Here is a 13,282-nt window from a genome sequence, read left to right on the forward strand (position 1 = left end):
GCCCGTCACATCGGCGGCGAGGACAGGTAGACCGACTTCAGCTCGGAGTACTGGGCCAGGCCCTCGGGGCCGAACTCGCGCCCGAGCCCGGAGGCCTTGTAACCGCCGAACGGTGCGGCGAAGTCCATCGTGTAGGTGTTGACGCCGAAGGTGCCGGTGCGCACCCGGCGCGCCACCTCCACGCCGGCCTCCTGGTCGGTGGTCCACACCGTGCCGGCCAGTCCGTAGTCGGAGTCGTTGGCGATCCGCACGGCGTCGTCGACGTCGTCGTACGGGATCACCGACAGCACCGGCCCGAAGATCTCCTCCTGGGCGATCCGCATCCGGTTGTCGACGCCTGCGAAGACCGTCGGCCGGACGTACCAGCCGTTGTCGAGCCCGTCGGGCCGGCCGGAGCCGCCGGTGAGGAGCTGCGCGCCCTCCTCCTGGCCGAGCGCGATGTACTTCTCGACGCGCTCCTGCTGGCGCTGCGCGACCATCGGGCCGATCTCCGTGGCGGGGTCCATCGGGTCGCCGACCTGCATCCCCGCGACCGCCTCGGCCAGCGCCTGCGAGACCTCGTCGTGGCGGTCGCGGCTGACCAGCACCCGAGTCTGCGCGACGCAGGCCTGGCCCGAGTTCATCAGGCCGATGAACTTGAGTCCTTCGAGCGTCGCCGCGAGATCCGCGTCGTCGAGCACGATCGCGGCGGACTTGCCGCCGAGCTCCAGCGAGCAGTGCTTGAGCTGCTCGCCACAGATCGCGCCGATCCGGCGGCCGGCCGCGGTGGAGCCGGTGAACGCCACCTTGTCGACGCCGGGGTGCGAGACCAGGTGCTCGCCGACCTCGCGGCCGGCGGCGACGATGCTGACCACGCCCTCCGGCACGCCCGCCTCCTGCAGCAGCTCGGCGAGCAGGTAGCAGTCCAGCGGGCTCTCGGGAGCCGGCTTCACGACGACGGTGCACCCGGCGAGCAGGGCCGGGATCAGCTTGGACATGACGGTGAACTGCGGGACGTTCCACGGTGGGATCGCGGCCACGACACCGACCGGCTCGTGCCGCACCATCACGTCGGCGCCGAGCGCCCCCGGGCGGGTGGACTCCCAGGGGAACTCACGAGCGATCGTCAGGAACGCCTCGATCTGCATCCAGGGCGCCGGCGACTGCGCCAGGTTGCTGAACGAGATCGGCGAGCCGATCTCGGTCGTGATCACCTCCGCCATCTCACCGAGCTTCGCGGCGTACAGGCCGGACAGGTTCTGTACGACGTCGATCCGCTCCGCCGGCGACAGCCGCGGCCACGGGCCGCCGTCGAAGGCCTTCCGCGCCGCGCCCACCGCCGCGTCGATGTCCGCCGCGCTGCCGTCGGGCACCCGCGCGACCACCTCCTCGGTGTGCGGCGACACCACCTCGAGCACCGCGTCGGAGGCCGGCTTCGTCCAGGTGCCGCCGATGAAGAGTGCGTCACGGTCGAGAGTCATGAGGTTCCTTTCAGGGTGCCGGGGTCTCGATACGTCCTCGCCCAGCGGCTCGGACTACTCGACCACCGGCCGTTACGGTGCAAGGTCGAACCAGTCGGTGAAGCCGCTGGGATCGTGCCGCCCGAGCGCGCCGTGCTCGAAGAGGCCCCACCCCTCTGCCCCGTCGGCACCGGGGCCGTGGGCGACGGCGTGCCCGACGTGGTCGATCACGCCGAACATCACCCTGCCGGCGACCTCGGGGTCGTTGACGTCGTAGCTGAGCCGCTCGGTGAACCCGGCGCCCTTCCACGTGCCGTGGGTCCAGTCGGAGTCACCCCCGTAGCCGCCGCCGACGTGGATCGGGACCGCGAGCTTCGAGGTCACCTCGAGCACCAGGTCCTTGCTCTCGGGGGTCTGGCAGGTGATGGTCGCGCCGGTCGGCACCCGGGTGCCTGATGCGTACCTGATCTCGACGCGGGGCCAGCCGAGCTGCTCGACCCGGCCGTCCTTCCAGACCCGGGTGCAGTCGTTGAGCGTGCGGAAGCCGTCGGGTGTCTCCTGGATGATGATCACGACGCAGAAGTCGTCGAACCGCATCGGCACGTAGAGCCACCACATGCCCGCGAACGCCGGGTCGGCCGGCTTGCCGGCCGGGACGGCCTCGCCGACCGGGCGGATGCCCCACGACCGGTCGCGGGAGCCGACCCAGCGGTCGGGGGTGACCGCGATGTCCTCGCCGTCGACGGCGATCGTGCCCTCCCAGGTGCCGACCTGCGCGAACCGCTGCGCGTCGAGGATGGTGCCCGAGCCCTGGCGCATCACGTGCGGGAGCTCCTGGACGACGTCGAACGAGCCCTCCCACGTCAGGTCGAGGGCGATCCCCTCCGTCTCCTCCATCAGCACCCGCAGCTTGCGCAGCGGCTCGACGATCTCGATCCGGTAGCTGCCGACCCGCTGCTCCATCCGGTCCGCGCCGCGCGGGTCGGCGGCGTCGCTCAGGTGGACGGCGGTCTGCTCGTCGCCGCGACGCAGCAGCACGAAGGCGTCCTTGGTGCCGAGGTTCGGGTAGAACCCGAGGCCGGTGATGAGGAACAGGTCGCCGGTGCGGTCGTGCGCGTTGAGGTAGCAGCGGTCGTAGAAGTTGCGGTCGCTGCTCCCGGCCCACGCGACGGGTCGTGGCAGCTGGTGGATGGGGTACTCGTCGAGCGGGCCGAGCCCGACGTACTCGTCGTGGAGGCTCACGTTCTTGGGGTCCCCGCCAGATTGTTCGCTGGAGGAGCGAAGCGGGGGAAGCGAAGAATCTGGTGGGGTGTTCATGCTCTTACCTCGTCCAGCAGCCGCTCGAAGAGCGGGCGGTGGTGCATCACGGCCTCGGGGTCGTCCGGTCGCTCGATCTCACCGAAGTGGATCTGCCGGGCGCTGGTGCGGAGGAAGACGACGCCCCAGATCACTCCGGCGTGGATCTGGTACCAAGTGAGGTCCCCGACCTGGACGCCCGACAGCTCCTGGTACGTCGCCACCACGTCGTCGGCCCTGAGGAACTCCGGCATCCCGGGCAGCTCGAACGCGGTCGCGATCTCCTGGAAGACGGCATGGGCGAACACGAGCCAGGCCAGGTCCAGCTCCCGCGGCCCGAGCGTTGCCATCTCCCAGTCGAGCACGGCGACGGGTTCGAAGTCGCGGTACATCACGTTGCCGATCCGCGAGTCGCCCCAGACCAGCACCGCCTCGCCCGCCGTGTCCTCATCGGGGAGATTGGCCTCCAGCCAGGCGAGCGCCCGCTCGATGAGGGGCGAGCGCGGGCTGCCCTCCGCGGCAGCGACGGCGTAGTCGTACCAGGCGCGGGTCTTCGCCAGGTTGCGGGCGAGCGGCGTCGGACCGTCGTGCCCGGTCACCGCGGGGTCGAGGAACCCGAACCGCCCGGCGGCGTCCGGGATCCCGTGCAGCTTCGCCAGGACCTCGATGGTGGAGCGCTGCAGGACCGCCTGCTGGTCGGGCGCGGCGTCGTAGAGCCAGTTGTCGCCGAACGGGTACGGCATCACGTCCGGCGGCACGGCGCCGTCGAGCCGGTCCATCAGGAAGAAGGGGGTGCCGAGCACCTCCCCGGTCGGCTCGATCAGGCCCACCGGCGGCACCGGGATGCCGGAGAGCTCCCCGGCGAGCCGCATCGCGTCGTACTGGTCCTGGAGGCGGTACGCCGGGAACACCGGCACGTCCTCGGCGGCCGGGGCGACCCGGGCGACGTACTCCTTGGTCGCGCGAGCGCCGCCCTCGGTCGCCGTGATCGCCAGCAGCACCGTCTCGCTGGACATGCCGTTGGTCTGGATGCCCTGGTGCAGGGTGACCTCGGGATCGCTCCCGGGCGGCAGGGTGCCGGCGAGCCACTCCTCCAGCCGGGCGCGCACCGTCGCCGCGTCGCGGCTGGAGCGCTGCAGGGTCATGTCGGCGGGCGGTGGTGCCTGCGTCATGTGCGGTTCCTCCGGGGGATCAGCGCGACCGAGGCCGCGTCGTACAAACTAGAACACGTTCTAAGGCTTCTCAACCAGCGCCCGCGAGAAAGCGCTCGGAGTACGGCGCGAACCGCTCGGCAAGCTCGTCCGGATCGAGGCCGACGCCCTCGGGCCGGTAGTCGATGCGGCCGAGGTGTCCGCGTGCGTGGCTCGCCAGGTACTCGACGGCGCCGGCACGCGCCGATGGGGTGAACCGCTCCCCCGCCAACGCGAGCACCCGCTCGAGCGCGCCTTCCTGGTCGGCCATGAAGGTGTCGAAGGGCAGGTCCATCGAGGTGTCCGGACCGAGCACGTCACGGTCGCGCAGCAACGCGTCGAGCATGACTCCGAGTCGGTCGGCCCAGCGCCTGCCCGTTGCGGGCGGGTCGAGCGGCGCCGCGCGGAACATCCGCTCCGTGTAGGCGACCATCGTCGCGAGCGAGGTCACCACGTGGGCCGGGTCGCGGTGGGTGATCACGACCGTGGCCTCCGGGAACACCTCCGCGACGACGGGCAGCTGCTCGAGGTGCTGGGGCGACTTCAGCAGCCACCGGCGACCGCCGCGCAGGCTGCTGCCTTCCATGTGTTGTAGCGCTTGGAGCTGGACCCGCAGGTAGGCGTAGTGCGGCGCCTGGTTGTGCGAGAGGTAGTGGTCGACCCACCCCGGCACGTCGGTCAGCGTCTCGAAGTACATCGTCGAGAAGTCGTTGGCCAGCAGCGCGATCTCCTCGTGCACGTGCTCGGGTCCGTCCATCTCGTGCATGAGGATGAAGTGCGGCAGTGCTGTGTGCATCGCGTCCATCGCCACCGCCGTCCGCGCGATGCGCGGATCGGGTTCGGCACCGCGCTCGGTCGGCAGCGGGAACGGCTCGAGGCTCTCCCAGTAGGGCAGGGTGCGGAACAGGCCGGTCGCCGCGAGCAGCTGCTGCAGGTGCGTGGTGCCGGTGCGCGGCAGGCCGGCGATGATCACCGGCGGCACCAGCTCCGTCTCCAGCACCGTCGGCTCGCGCCGCAGCAGGTCGGCGAGGAGCAGCCGGTTCTTGAGCAGCTGGAGGAACTGCAGGTAGAGGTTCACCTGCCCCGCCGGGGACAGCCCCGGCAACGAGCGGTAGCACTCGAGCAGGAGGTCCATCCGCTCCAGGTAGTCGCGCGGGCCGAAGTCGTCGAGGCCGAGCTCGGCGGAGGCCTGGGCGTGCAGAGCACCGGCGTCGAGAGGGCAGAGCTCTGCGATCGACTCGACCGACCCGAGCAGCTCCTGGGCCTCGCGGCCGAACCGCGGCTCCGCCAGGTCGTCGAGGACGACGGCTGCGCCGGCGCGGTCCGTGGCCTGTTCCTGCATGACGGATTACGATACCCTCGGTCTCGAAATAGGGGAAGGGCGATGACGAACCAGGCATCCGAGCGAGGCGCCGGCCGGCCGCGGGACCCGCGGATCGAGCAGGCGGCGCTCGCCGCGACTCGCGACCTGCTGGTCGAGGTGGGCTACGCCCGCCTCACCGTTGCCGCCGTCGCGGGACGCGCGGGTACGACGAAGGCGGCGCTCTACCGCCGGTGGCCGTCGCTCCCCCACCTGGTCTACGAGGCCGCCTTCCCCGACGAGCTGCTCAAGGACTGGCATCTCGGGCCGGATCTCCGCGCCGACCTGCTCGGGATCGTCACCGGCACCCGCGACGCCTTCACCACGCCGGTCGCGGCCGCGGCGCTCCCCGGGCTGCTGGCGGAGTTCTCGACGCACCCGGCCCTGCACAACGCGCTGCTCGCCCGGTTCGCCGGTGTCTTCGACGCGATCGACGACCGGCTGCGCACGGCCGCGGACGAGGGCGAGGTGCGCCCGGACGCGCGCTCGGAGGACCTGCTGCGGCTGATGATCGGCGCCGCGCTGATCGGTGTCCTCCTCGGGCCGGAGACCCTCGACGACGCCTGGGCCGACCGCGTCACCACCATCCTCCTGGAAGGAGTCCGACCGTGAACGATGCTGCCGAGGACGAGCCCACCGAGGCGAAGGCGGCCTTCCGGGAGCTGCTCGACACGCTGCGCGACCTCGACTGCGCCTTCCTCGAAGGCGACCGCGCGGTGACCGACGACCGGCACGTCGCCGACGGCTACCGCCAGATCCTCACGACCCTCGGCGTCGCTCTCGACACCTACCTGTTCCCCGACCCGGGCCGACCGCAGTTCGTCGACGTCAACACTCCTTTCCGTCGCGACCGGCGGTGGGGCGGCGACAACACCGATGCCTACTACGCGCTCTGCCCTGTCGACCCGACCCGGCGGTACCGGGTGAGGGGCAACCGTGGCGACAGCGTCTACTTCTCCGTCACTGCCTACAACGAACCCGCGCCCGGCACCTGGTCGGACCAGGTCGTCGCGATCGTCCGCGACACCGATCTCGACTACGACGACGACGGCGGGTTCACCTTCGACCTCGGCCCGCTCCCGGACGCGGCCGTGCTGCTCACCCGCGACTACCAGGCCGACCCGCTCACCGGGCGCCGGATCGACTGGCAGATCGAGGCGTACGACGAGCCCGAGCCGATCCGGCACGGATCCACCGAGACCGCCGCCGCCCTCCGCGCCAGCTCGGCCTGGCTGCGGACGATGTTCGCGATCATCCCGCTCACCGTCGGGGTGCGCAGCGACGCCGAGCACACGATCGGGCACGAGATCACCCAGCTCGCCAACGACTTCGGCGACCCGTACCAGGTGGGGGACGCCAACTTCGGCTGGTCCGCACGCGACGCGTCGTACGCGTTCGGGAGCTTCGTCCTCGACGACGACGAGGCCCTGGTCATCACCCACCGACCGCCGGCCTGCCGGTTCTGGAACTTCGTGGTCTGGAACCAGTTCATGGCCACCCACAACGCGGACGACGACCGCTGCTCGATCAACGGCACCCAGGCGGTTCCCAACGCCGACGGGACGATCACCCTCGTCGTCGCGCGCCGCCGGCTCGGCCACCCCAACGCGATCTCGACCGTGGACTACCCGCGCGGCAACCTGGCCTTCCGCTGGTTCCTCGTCGACGACGTACCCACGAAGCCGGACGTGAGGCTCGTGAAGGCAGCCGAGGCTCCGACCGCGGTCAGGTGATCGGGGCGCCGATCACCCTCCTGCGTTCTCGTCCTCGCGTTCCTCCGGAGCATCCTCGGGCTGCTCCTCCGGCACCGACGCATCGCGATCGGCCGCCACCGACCCGGCTTCGACCTCCGTCGTCGGCTCGTCAGCAGCGGACGCCGGATCGGGCGTCGGCCCGGCGCTCGTGCCGGACAAGGTGGCGAGCATCTGCCGCACGTTGGTGAGCTGTGCGTTGATGCTGTCGCGGCGCTGGCTCGCCGCGGCCAGCTCGCGGTCGGACTCGGCTCGGATCCGGTCGGCGGTCGTCCGCGCCTCGGTGATGACCGCAGCGGCCCGCTCCTCCGCGTCGGTGACGACCCGTCGCGCTTCCGCCTCGGCGGCCTCCTGCTCCCGCTGCGCCGCTGCGCGGGCCTCTACCACCTGCTGCGCCAATGCTTCGAGCTGCGCGTGCGTCTCGGTCTGCTGCTGGCGGAACTCAGCGGCGGTGCGCTCTCGGCGCTCGGCCAAGGTGGCCTCGAAGTCCGCGGCGGCCTTCGCGGCGTTGGCGCGCTGCTGTTCGAAGATGGCCTCGCCCTCCTGCCGCCGGGCCGAGGCGTCCCGCTCCGCCGCGTCGCGCTCGTCGTCGGCGGCGCGCCGGGCGTCGGCGAGGAGACGCGTCGCCTCGGCGTCGGCATCCCGGCGGCGCTGCTCGGCGTACTGGTCGGCCTCGTCGCGGACGGTGACAGCGGCCTGGTCGGAGAGCTTCCGGGTGTCCTCCGCCTCGGCCCGGGCCTGCTCGCGCAGCTCGGTGGCCTCCTCCTCGGCCAGGGCAAGGATCTGGCCGACCCGCGCGCCCATGTGCTCGAACGTGACCGCTTGCGCGGAGCTTGCCTCTTCGGCAGCGGCCACCTGTGCGGCCGCACGGCTGACGGCCTCCTCCGCGGCGGCCTCGGCAGCGGCCTTCGCGGCGGACGAAGCCTCGGCCGCACTGGTGGCTTCCTGGTAGCGCGCCTCGAGCTCGGCGGCCGACGCCTCCCTGTCAGCCACCCGCTGCTGCAGCTCGGCGAGCGCCCGATCGACCTCGACCGGGTCGTAACCTCGCATCACCGTGCGAAAGTTGGGGGCGGACTGGGTCATGGTTGCTCCTCGGTTGGGGGGGTGGACTCGGACACGGCCAGCGCCTCGATGACTCCGGACAGCTGGGTGAGCTCGAGGGCGATCTCGTCGCGGCGGCCGCGTAGCGCAGCGACCTCGGCGCGGGCGTCCGACAGCACCTGGCGGGCCTGATCACGCACCCGGTCGGCGTCGGCCTGGGCGTCGGCCAGGAGCTGGGCGCTCTCCTCCCGGCTCCTGCGCAGCGCCTCTGCGCCGTCACGGCGCGCGGCGGTGACCTCGTCGGCGACCTGGGCGCGCAACGCACCCGCGCCGGCCTCGGACTCGGCTCTGCGGCGTTCGGCACGTTCCACGATGACGGTGGCCGCGGCCTCGGACTCCGCCAGCGTCGCGCGCGCCCGCTCGTCGGCATCGGACCGTACTGCCGCCGCCTCGCTCTCGGCGGCTGCCAGGGCCGCAGCGGCAGCGGCGTGGAGCTCGTCGGCCCGGCGATCGGCCTCCGCCACCTCCTCCCGCAGCCGCGCGGTCACTCCAGCGATCACTGCCTGGACTCGGCGTCGGATCCTGGCCAGGTAGGCACCGGCGTCGGCATGGGCGGCGGACCGGATCGCCTCCCCTTCCGCAGCGGCAGCGGCCAGCAGCGCGTCGACCGTGCGCTTGGCCCAGGCGGTCTGCTCGGCAGCCCGGCCCAGCTCGCTCTCCGCCTCCTCCCGTGCCGCCGAGAGCAGCCGGTCGGCCTCGAGCCGCGCAGTGTGTACGGCGCCCTCCGCCTCGGCGAGATGGGCAGCGAGCTCCTTCTCGGCATCGCTGCGGAGCCGGGCAGCCTCCTGCTCCGCAGCCTCGCGCAGAGCCTCGGCCTCGGCGGACGCCGTGCCCAAGGTGGCTTCGGCGTCGGCAACGGCGGCAGCCACGATCATCGTCGCGTGGTCGGCCGCCGCGGTCTCGCGCTCCACCGCGACCACACGGGCACGCTCGAGCACCCCGGCGGCCGTGGACTCGGCGTCCCGGGCTGTCCGCTCCGCTGCCGCCTCGCCGCGAGCAAGAAGCTCTGCCGCGGCTTCCCGGAGCCCGTCTGCTTGCTGCCTCCCCTCGTCGAGCACCCGATCGCGCTCGGCCTCGGCCGCTCCGGTCAGCAGGGCGGCCTGCTCGTTCGCGTCCGCCACGATCGCGCGGGCCTCGCCCGATGCGTCGGCGAGTCGCCGGGCGGCGAGGTCCCGGTCGCGCTCGGCTGCAGCGCGTACCTGCTCGGCTGCGGCTCGCGTCTCGTCGTGACGTCGCTGAGCCTCCTCACGGAGAGCCCGGACCTCGGCCGTGGCTCGAGCCGCCTCTTCCGCGGCCTCGCGGTGGAGCTGGTCGGCGATCTCCTGGGCGCGTCGCAGGAGAACGGCGGCGGCACCCTCCGTGCCCACCGTGCCCGTGACTGCTTTCCCGAGTGCGGGCCGTTCCCGCTCCATGCGCCGATCATGCCAGGCATGACGCGATGGGTGCGGGCCGGGTCGCGACGAGGTGTCCTAGATGGCTGATTCCAAGGGGTCGTGCTAGCGAGCGGCGCTCAGCGCCACGCTGGCAAGGCGCCGATGCGCAGTCAGACTGGGCGTCTTTCCAGCGTCGGCAACGCCGCCAGAGCGGATGATGAGCGTCGCGCAGCGCGCGAGACCTTGGGTTCAGTCATCTAGTCTCACGCCCATGAGCGACCTCCCGGGCTGGACCCGCAGCGAGTTCACCGACGACGGCGTCACGCACCCGACGTACCGCAAGGGCGAGGGGCCGGGCGTCATCGTCATCCACGAGATCCCGGGGATCACCCCGCAGGTGCTCGCCTTCGCAGAGGAGGTCGTCGAGCAGGGACACACCGTCGTCATGCCGCACCTCTTCGGCACGCCGAACGCAAAGGTCGGCCCCCGGTCGATGGCTCAGGCCGCCCGAGAGATCTGCGTCAGCCGTGAGTTCCTGCGGATGGCGACCAACACCACGACACCGGTGGCCACCTGGCTGCGGGCGCTGGCCCGGGACCTGCACGCGGAGCTGGGCGGCCCGGGCGTCGGGGCGGTGGGCATGTGCTTCACCGGCGGCTATGCGCTCGCCATGCTGGCGGACGCCGCGATCGCGGCTCCCGTCCTCGCGCAGCCGTCGGCGCCGTTCGCCGTGACCCCCGGCCGCAGCCGCGACCTCGGTCTCAGCCCGGCCGACCTCGACGCGGTGAAGGAGAAGGTCAGCGCGGGTTGCCAGGTCCTCGGGCTGCGCTACAAGAACGACCTCGCGGTCGGCGGCCGCTTCGACAGGCTCCGCGACGAGCTGGGCGACAACTTCATCGCCGTGGAGTTCCCCGGGGTCAAGCACTCGACGCTGACCCTCCACCGGCAGCAGGAGGCGGTCGATCGCGTCCTCGCCTTCTTCAAGGAGAAGCTCGCGGGCTGAGCGGGCTGAGCCTCACTCCGGCGAGCGACAGGTGGGGTGCAGCTGCGGTCCGGAGACGCCGCAGTGCACACACTCCTCGACCCGCACCCGCTGGTCACCCGCGGTTGCCGGCTCGGCGGCGGTGGCGAGGGGCTTCCGGATGAAGGCGGCTGCGCACGCGGCACCGACGAGCAGCAGTCCGGCGCTGATCAGCATGGCGTTGCCGTAGCCGTCGTCGAACGCAGCCGGGTCGGTGTAGTCCGCACCGGCGATGCCGGCCGCGACCGGGATGACGGCGACCGCCAGCAGACCGGCGGTGCGGGCGACGGCGTTGTTGACGCCCGACGCGATGCCGGCGTGCCGGTCCTCGGCGGAGTCGAGGACGGTCGCCGTCAGCGGCGCGACCATCAGCGCCAGCCCGGCGCCGAAGAGCAGCACCGGCGCCAGGACGTCGCCGAGGTACGACGCGTCGGCGCCGACCCCGCTCAACCAGAGCACCCCGCCGGCCGACAGCAGCGGACCGAGGGTCATCGGCAGCCGCGGCCCGATCCGCTGCGCGAGCGCACCTGCGCGTGACGAGAACGCCAACATGATCACCGTGACCGGCAGCATCGCCGACCCGGCCACGATCGGCGACCACCCGGCGACGACCTGGAGCTGCAGCACGAGCAGCAGGAAGATCACGCCGAGCGCGGCGTAGACCAGGAACGTGACGACGTTGGCCGCGCTGAACTGCGCGTTGCGGAAGAGCTCCAACGGCACCAGCGGTGCCGCCGACCGCGCCTCGACCACCACGAACGCCACCAGGCAAGCGAGCCCGGCGCCGACGGTGGCGATGACCGACCCGCTGAAGCCGGCCTCGCCGGCGCGGGTGAGCCCGAACGTGAGCGCAGCGAGCCCCACGGCTGCGAGCGTCGTACCGGTCACGTCGAGCCGACCGGCCGCCTCGGGGTCGCGGCTCTCGGGGACGTGACGGACCGCGACCACGATGATCACCACGGCGACCGGGACGTTCACCAGGAAGACCAGCCGCCAGTTGAGCTCCACCAGCCAACCGCCGACGAGCGGTCCGATCGCGGCGGCGATGCCGCCGAGGCCGGACCAGGCGCCGACCGCCGCCGACCGGTCCTCGCTGTGGAACGACGCGGCGATGATCGCCAGGCTGCCGGGCGTCAGCAGCGCACCGCCGACCCCCTGCAGGCCGCGGGCGGCGATGAGCGTCTCGATGTTGGGCGCCAGTCCGCAGAGCAGCGAGGCGAGCGCGAACCACACCACGCCGATGAGGAAGATCCGACGCCGACCGAGCCGGTCACCGAGCGAGCCGCCGAGCAGGATCAGGGCGGCCAGCGTCAGCGTGTAGGCGTTGATCGTCCACTGCAGCCCCTCGAACCCGGCGTCGAGGTCCTCCCCGATCCGGCCGAGGGCGACGTTGACGACGGTCGCGTCGAGCAGCGCCAGGCCGGAGCCCAGCACGGTGGTCAGCAGTACCCAGCGGCCACGCGCGCTGCCCATGCGAAGGATCGGCTCACCGACCGGCGTCGAAGTCACTGGATCTCGATACACGCCGTCGCCCCCGCTCGCAAGCTCGCGCGGGCGGGCGCACTCGATCTCGTCGTCGGACGTAGCCCGGGCTCCGCCCGGTCTACTCGACGACGACCTCGATCCGCTGGAACTCCTTGAGGTCCGTGTAGCCGGTGGTGGCCATCGAGCGCTTGAGCGCGCCGACCAGGTTCATGGTGCCGTCGGCGACCCGGCTGGGGCCGAACAGGATCTCCTCGATCGAGCCGATCTGCTCGAACTGCACCCGCTGCCCCCGCGGCAGGTCGTGGTGGTGCGCCTCGGCGCCCCAGTGGAAGCCGCGACCAGGCGCGTCGGTGGCGCGGGCGAAGGGCGAGCCGACCATCACCGCGTCGGCACCGCACGCGATCGCCTTGGCAAGGTCGCCGGAGCGACCGATCGAGCCGTCGGCGATCACGTGGACGTAGCGGCCGCCGGACTCGTCGAGGTAGTCACGGCGGGCGGCGGCGACGTCGGCCACCGCGGAGGCCATCGGTACGGCGACGCCGAGCACGGTGCGGGTGGTGTGCGCAGCGCCTCCGCCGAACCCGACGAGCACGCCGGCCGCACCGGTGCGCATCAGGTGGAGCGCGGCCTGGTGGGTCGCGCAGCCGCCGACGATGACCGGCACGTCGAGCTCATAGATGAACTCCTTGAGGTTGAGGGGCTCGGCCTGGCTGGAGACGTGCTCGGCGCTCACGGTGGTGCCCCTGATGACGAACAGGTCGACGCCCGCATCGGTCACCACCTTCGCGAATTCCTTGGTGCGCTGCGGCGAGAGCGAGCCGGCGACGGTCACCCCGCCCTCGCGGACCTGCCGCAGCCGCTCGGTGATCAGCTCCGGCTTGATCGGCTCCGAGTAGATCTCCTGGAGCCGATGGGTCGCGGCGTCGCCCTGGAGACCGGCCACCTCCTCCAGCAGCGACTCCGGGTCGCTGTAGCGCGTCCAGATGCCCTCGAGGTTGAGCACACCGAGGCCGCCGTACCGCCCGAAGGCGATGGCGGTCTCCGGGGACATCACCGAGTCCATCGGAGCGGCGAGGATCGGCAGCGAGAACCGGTAGGCGTCGATCTGCCAGTCGACACTCACCTCCTCGGGGTCGCGGGTGCGCCGGGACGGCACGATCGCGATGTCGTCGAAGGAGTACGCGTGGCGGGCGCGCTTGGCGCGGCCGATCTCGATCTCGCTCACCGGAGCAGTGTAGTGAGCCTCTCCCTCCTCGCCGTTCGAGG

At 72.1% G+C, this 13,282-nt stretch carries 11 protein-coding genes; 3 read left to right on the forward strand and 8 right to left on the reverse strand.

Annotated features, from left to right (window positions below):
• Positions 1–5: 5 nt before the first annotated feature.
• The 4 genes from SHK19_RS17325 to SHK19_RS17340 all read right to left on the reverse strand — a co-directional run bounded on the left by SHK19_RS17325 (position 6) and on the right by SHK19_RS17340 (position 5,267).
• Complete coding sequence (locus SHK19_RS17325; RefSeq protein ID WP_322936983.1) at positions 6–1,460, reverse strand: aldehyde dehydrogenase; 1,455 nt, start codon at positions 1,458–1,460, stop codon at positions 6–8.
• A 72-nt stretch (positions 1,461–1,532) separates the two neighbouring features.
• Positions 1,533–2,681: a hypothetical protein gene (locus tag SHK19_RS17330; RefSeq protein ID WP_322936984.1), complete on the reverse strand. Its 1,149-nt coding sequence runs from the start codon at positions 2,679–2,681 to the stop codon at positions 1,533–1,535.
• A 71-nt stretch (positions 2,682–2,752) separates the two neighbouring features.
• Positions 2,753–3,907: a phosphotransferase family protein gene (locus tag SHK19_RS17335; protein WP_322936985.1), complete on the reverse strand. Its 1,155-nt coding sequence runs from the start codon at positions 3,905–3,907 to the stop codon at positions 2,753–2,755.
• Between the two features lie 70 nt (positions 3,908–3,977).
• Positions 3,978–5,267 (reverse strand): sulfotransferase family protein, encoded by a 1,290-nt coding sequence (locus SHK19_RS17340; protein WP_322936986.1) that lies wholly within the window; start codon positions 5,265–5,267, stop codon positions 3,978–3,980.
• Positions 5,268–5,309: 42 nt separating this feature from the next.
• On the opposite strand from SHK19_RS17340, the gene SHK19_RS17345 reads away from it, so the two are divergent.
• Positions 5,310–5,897 carry a TetR/AcrR family transcriptional regulator gene (locus tag SHK19_RS17345; RefSeq protein WP_322456320.1) on the forward strand — a complete coding sequence of 196 codons (588 nt, stop codon included), beginning with the start codon at positions 5,310–5,312 and terminating at the stop codon, positions 5,895–5,897.
• A complete protein-coding gene (locus tag SHK19_RS17350; protein WP_322936987.1) occupies positions 5,894–7,018 on the forward strand; it encodes a DUF1214 domain-containing protein in 1,125 nt (374 codons plus the stop codon). The genes SHK19_RS17345 and SHK19_RS17350 overlap by 4 nt, the downstream gene beginning before the upstream one ends.
• A 12-nt stretch (positions 7,019–7,030) precedes the next feature.
• Here the strand turns inward: SHK19_RS17350 and SHK19_RS17355 are convergent, their stop codons facing one another.
• Both SHK19_RS17355 and SHK19_RS17360 read right to left on the reverse strand, forming a co-directional pair.
• Complete coding sequence (locus SHK19_RS17355) at positions 7,031–8,119, reverse strand: DivIVA domain-containing protein (RefSeq protein WP_322936988.1); 1,089 nt, start codon at positions 8,117–8,119, stop codon at positions 7,031–7,033.
• On the reverse strand, positions 8,116–9,549 hold the full coding sequence (locus tag SHK19_RS17360; protein WP_322936989.1) for a coiled-coil domain-containing protein: 1,434 nt from the start codon (positions 9,547–9,549) through the stop codon (positions 8,116–8,118). Before SHK19_RS17360 ends, SHK19_RS17355 begins: the two co-directional genes overlap by 4 nt.
• Positions 9,550–9,781: 232 nt before the next feature.
• On the opposite strand from SHK19_RS17360, the gene SHK19_RS17365 reads away from it, so the two are divergent.
• Positions 9,782–10,513, forward strand: coding sequence for a dienelactone hydrolase family protein (locus tag SHK19_RS17365; RefSeq protein ID WP_322456316.1), 732 nt, complete (start codon positions 9,782–9,784; stop codon positions 10,511–10,513).
• Between the two features lie 12 nt (positions 10,514–10,525).
• Here SHK19_RS17365 and SHK19_RS17370 read toward each other — a convergent pair whose 3' ends face one another.
• Positions 10,526–12,040 carry an MFS transporter gene (locus SHK19_RS17370; protein ID WP_322456315.1) on the reverse strand — a complete coding sequence of 505 codons (1,515 nt, stop codon included), beginning with the start codon at positions 12,038–12,040 and terminating at the stop codon, positions 10,526–10,528.
• Between the two features lie 94 nt (positions 12,041–12,134).
• Entirely contained in the window at positions 12,135–13,241 is a 1,107-nt protein-coding gene (locus SHK19_RS17375) for a GuaB3 family IMP dehydrogenase-related protein (protein WP_322936990.1), read from the reverse strand.
• Positions 13,242–13,282: the final 41 nt, after the last annotated feature.

The organism is Nocardioides bizhenqiangii, from assembly GCF_034661235.1.
Classification (GTDB): domain Bacteria; phylum Actinomycetota; class Actinomycetes; order Propionibacteriales; family Nocardioidaceae; genus Nocardioides; species Nocardioides bizhenqiangii.

Bases quoted from the DNA above. Each gene is read 5' to 3' on its own strand.
- SHK19_RS17325 (WP_322936983.1), bottom strand. From the start codon at position 1,460: ATGACTCTCGACCGTGACGCACTCTTCATCGGCGGCACCTGGACGAAG.
- SHK19_RS17335 (WP_322936985.1), bottom strand. From the start codon at position 3,907: ATGACGCAGGCACCACCGCCCGCCGACATGACCCTGCAGCGCTCCAGC.
- SHK19_RS17340 (WP_322936986.1), bottom strand. From the start codon at position 5,267: ATGCAGGAACAGGCCACGGACCGCGCCGGCGCAGCCGTCGTCCTCGAC.
- SHK19_RS17345 (WP_322456320.1), top strand. From the start codon at position 5,310: ATGACGAACCAGGCATCCGAGCGAGGCGCCGGCCGGCCGCGGGACCCG.
- SHK19_RS17355 (WP_322936988.1), bottom strand. From the start codon at position 8,119: ATGACCCAGTCCGCCCCCAACTTTCGCACGGTGATGCGAGGTTACGAC.
- SHK19_RS17360 (WP_322936989.1), bottom strand. From the start codon at position 9,549: ATGGAGCGGGAACGGCCCGCACTCGGGAAAGCAGTCACGGGCACGGTG.
- SHK19_RS17365 (WP_322456316.1), top strand. From the start codon at position 9,782: ATGAGCGACCTCCCGGGCTGGACCCGCAGCGAGTTCACCGACGACGGC.